This window comes from Methylobacterium sp. WL103 (assembly GCF_008039885.1).
GTDB classification, from domain to species: domain Bacteria; phylum Pseudomonadota; class Alphaproteobacteria; order Rhizobiales; family Beijerinckiaceae; genus Methylobacterium; species Methylobacterium cerastii.
The window spans coordinates 1-3,642 of sequence record NZ_VRUX01000437.1; the positions used below are offsets into that span (position 1 = coordinate 1).

Sequence of the window (3,642 nt, forward strand, 5' to 3'; positions counted from 1 at the left end):
GCGTGCGTCCACGCGGCGCTCGCGCGCGCCTCGGCGCCGGCCGGGTCGAAGGTCTTGTCCATCATGGGCGGGTGATCGCGGGTCCGTCTCGGAATTTCGAGCCCGCTTTCAACCCGTCACGGGCCTCCCGTCAACACGGGGCCCGTCAGCGGCCGCGGGCGACCCGCTCGATCTCGACGCGCACCAGCCGCTCGACCATCACCGGCAGGTTGTCGTCGAGCCACGCCTTGAGCATCGGCTTCAGCATGTCCTGGACGAGGTCTTCCAGGCTGCGCGCGTTCTGGCTCGACACGGTGTTGGCGAGCAGGTTGAAGGCCTGGTTCACGCTGGCGCCGGCCGCCGAGGAGATCAGCGGCGCGGTCTCCGCCTCAGGTTCAGGTTCATATGCCGGCTCCGGACGGCGTGCGGGCTGGGGCGCGGCCGCACGCAGTGCGGGGGGCGGCTCGGGCTCGGGTTCCATCTCCAGCGCGTCGAAGTCGATCGCGTCGAAGTCCAAGGCCTCGAGTTCGAGCGGAGCGGGCTTCGCGGCCGGGCGCGGCGGTGGTGCCGGCTCGTCCATGTCGGCGAGGTCGAGCACGTCGTCGTTCTCGTGCGTGGGCGGCCGGACGGCGGCCGGCTCCGGCGGCTTCACGGCCTGGTCGTCGGCGATGATCCGGCGGATCGAGGCCAGGATCTCCTCCATGGAAGGCTCGTGCGCCTTCTCCGTCGCCTTGTCCTGGATCTTGGGGCTCGCTGCACTCATCCGGACGGCGCTCGAAAACGTGAGAGGAACGGAAAACACCTATCCGATGGAGTATTCCACGCTGCGCTCGCACGACAAGCGCAGCGGAAGCACAGTCCTCGGGAAATCACGTCCCGGTCGCCGCATTCCGGTCGGCCGGGCCTGCCGGGCTCCCCGCAGGGGAACCCGCGCGATTCGCGTCGCCTCAGCGGCCATCCGGAGAGCGCACGCCGTACCACAGGTCCTTGACCTGGTCGTAGTGGACCTTGGCGCTGTAGGCAGCCACCGGCACCGCGGTGTAGCGCACCGTCAGGCGGCCGATCGCCTGGACCACGCCGTAGGAGTAGATCACCCGGTCGCGCTGGGCGGTGATGAGGTTCACCCGGGAGACGAGCAGTTCCTGCTGCGCGTTCAACACGTCGAGGGTCGTGCGCTGCCCGACGCGGGCCTCCTCGCGCACGCCGTTGAGGGCGACCTCGTTGGCCTGAACCTGGGCCTGCGCCGCGATCACCTGCGCCTTGGCTGCTTCCAGGAGCCCCCAGAAGTTCACCACCTGGGCGCGGACCTGGTCGCGGACGAAGTCGGCCTGGATGCGGGTCTGGCCGACGACCTCCTTCTGCTGGCGGATCTGAGCGTATTCCTGTCCGCCCTGGTAGAGCGGGATCGTCACGCGGCCGACGATCGACGCGGACACGAAGTTGTCGCCGGGGAAGGTTTGGTCGTAGCGCTGCTGGACGCTGCCCTGCAGGCCGACCGTCGGGTAGAGGGCGCCCTCGAGGACCTTGACCTGCGCCTCGGCCGCGTCGACCGCGTGCAGCGCCGACAGGATCTGCGGGTGCTCCTGCAGGCCGATGGCGATCGCCGCATCGAGGCTGGCCGGGACGTAGCGGTCGAGGGGGCGGCCGGGGGCGAGCTGACGCGGCTCGACGCCGATGTTCTGGCGATAGGTGCCGATGCTGGTGCGCAGGTTCGATTCCGCGACGCTGACCTGCGAGCGGGCGCCGGCGAGGCGCGCCTCGGCCTGGGCGACGTCGGTTCGGGTGACCTCGCCGACGTTGAAGCGGTCCCGGGTCTGGCGGAGCTGCTCCTCGAGCACCTCGACGTTGTTGCGGTTCAGCTCCAGGGTCGCGGTGTTGCTGAGCACGTTCATGTAGGAGGTGACGCCGCTGTACAGCACCGTCATCTCGGTGGAGCGCAGGCTCTCGCGCTGGCTGTAGACGTTCGACTCGGCGCGGCGGGTGTTGTTGTCGGTCTGGAACCCGTTGAACAGCGTCTGGTTGACCGTGAGCCCGGCGCCTCCCGGCGTCGTCGTCACGGCGAGCTGCTGGCGGGAGACGCGGCCTTCGAGGTAACTCTGGCCGATGTCAGCGCTGATGGCCGCGGTCGGCCGGTAGCCGGACTTCGCGATCGCGACGCCCTCGTCGGTGGCGCGGACGTTCGCGCGGCTGGCATTGAGCTGCGGGTTGCCGCCATAGGCCTTCGCGAGCGCCGATTCGAGCGTCTCGGACGCCGCCGGACCAGCCGCCAGCCCGGCTGCAACGGCGAAGCCGGCCAGCCGAAGCGCGGGGCGCGTCGCAGGTTTGCGTTGTGTCACGTCGATCAGCCCTTGCGGTTTCTCGAAGACCATCTCGTCCGTCTTGCGACGGATGCCGCGCTTGCACGCCGGCCCGGTCACGCCCGCCCTGGGGCGAACCTTAGCCTATTCGTTAAGACCTGGCCCAGGCCAACGGGCGGCCCGCCCCCAAATCGTTCCGACGTGGCGCATAAAAGCGACACCCCCGGCGCGCGACCGGGGTGCACCGACGCGCCGCTCAGAACGCGAAGCCGGCCTCTTCGCGGAACGCCGCGAGGCCCGGCAGGGCGGCGTCGAACAGCGGGCGGGCGCCGAAGGCATCGCCGGCGCGGACGAACAGGGTCGCCTTCGCCGACTTGTCGCGTCCGAGCACGCAGACGAGGCGGCCCTCGTCCTTGAGCTGGTCGAGCAGCGCCTGCGGGCGGACCTCGACGCGGCCGTTGATCAGGATCGCGTCGTAGGGGCCGGCCTTGGGCTGGCCCTCGGTGAGCGGTCCTTCCGCCACCTCGACCTGCGTCCCGGCGAGCCGTGCCCGCGCCGCCTCGGCCAGGGCGGGATCGGCTTCGAGGGCCGTGACCCGGCCGCCGAGGCGCGCCATCAGGGCGGCGGCGTAACCGTATCCGGTGCCGACATCGAGCACCCGCGTGCCGTTGCCGACGCGCAGCGCCTGGATCATCCGGGCGAGCAGCATCGAGGCCGGCATGTAGCGGACGTCGCCCTCGCTGCCGCCGAGCTTCAGATTCTGGTCGATGTAGGCGAAGGGCTCCGCCCCCGGCGGCACGAAATCCTCGCGCGGCACCGCGTCGAACGCGTCGAGCACCGTGATGTCGTTCACGTCGAAGGTCCGGAGCTGGCAGTCGACCATCAGGCGTCGGGCCTGCGCGTAATCGAGCATGGAGACGGGTTCCTCGACGCGGTTCGATCGTTCCGGTTTCGCCGAACGCCGGCTCGATGCCGCGCTCACGCTTCCGGATCAGCCGGTTTCTCGGGGATCGGATGCGAAAAGGCAAGATTGCGCCGGGCCGGCCTGCCGCGCGCGGGTGCGTTCGTCAGGGCATCCGCGTCGGCGGGTGACGGGGCGGGGCTGCTGTTTCCCGGTCGCGGCACCGGCCCTCGCTTTGGCGTGGCATGTTGTGAATAACGTATGCGATCACGAGCGGGAGCCGGCGCGACGCGCCTTCATCCCGCCGAGCTTGCATCCTGCCGAACCTGCATCCGCCGAACCTGCATCCTGCCCAGCCTGGGAGACGCCGCGTGACACCCGTCCTGAGCCGAAGCCTCGCCGCCCTGGCGATGACCTGCCTCGCCCTGCAGGGCGCCGCGGCGCAGCAGCCGGCGAGCCCCGCCC

General features: G+C 70.5%; 3 protein-coding genes. All 3 read right to left on the bottom strand.

Features of this window, described 5'->3' with window-relative positions:
- Window positions 1-145 precede the first annotated feature (145 nt).
- Entirely contained in the window at window positions 146-742 is a 597-nt protein-coding gene (locus FV222_RS20100; protein ID WP_187277391.1) for a DUF2497 domain-containing protein, read from the bottom strand.
- 184 nt (window positions 743-926) lie between these two features.
- Window positions 927-2,348: a TolC family outer membrane protein gene (locus tag FV222_RS20105; protein WP_147815471.1), complete on the bottom strand. Its 1,422-nt coding sequence runs from the start codon at window positions 2,346-2,348 to the stop codon at window positions 927-929.
- A 184-nt stretch (window positions 2,349-2,532) separates the two neighbouring features.
- A complete protein-coding gene (locus FV222_RS20110; protein WP_147752306.1) occupies window positions 2,533-3,189 on the bottom strand; it encodes a protein-L-isoaspartate O-methyltransferase in 657 nt (218 codons plus the stop codon).
- Window positions 3,190-3,642 lie beyond the last annotated feature (453 nt).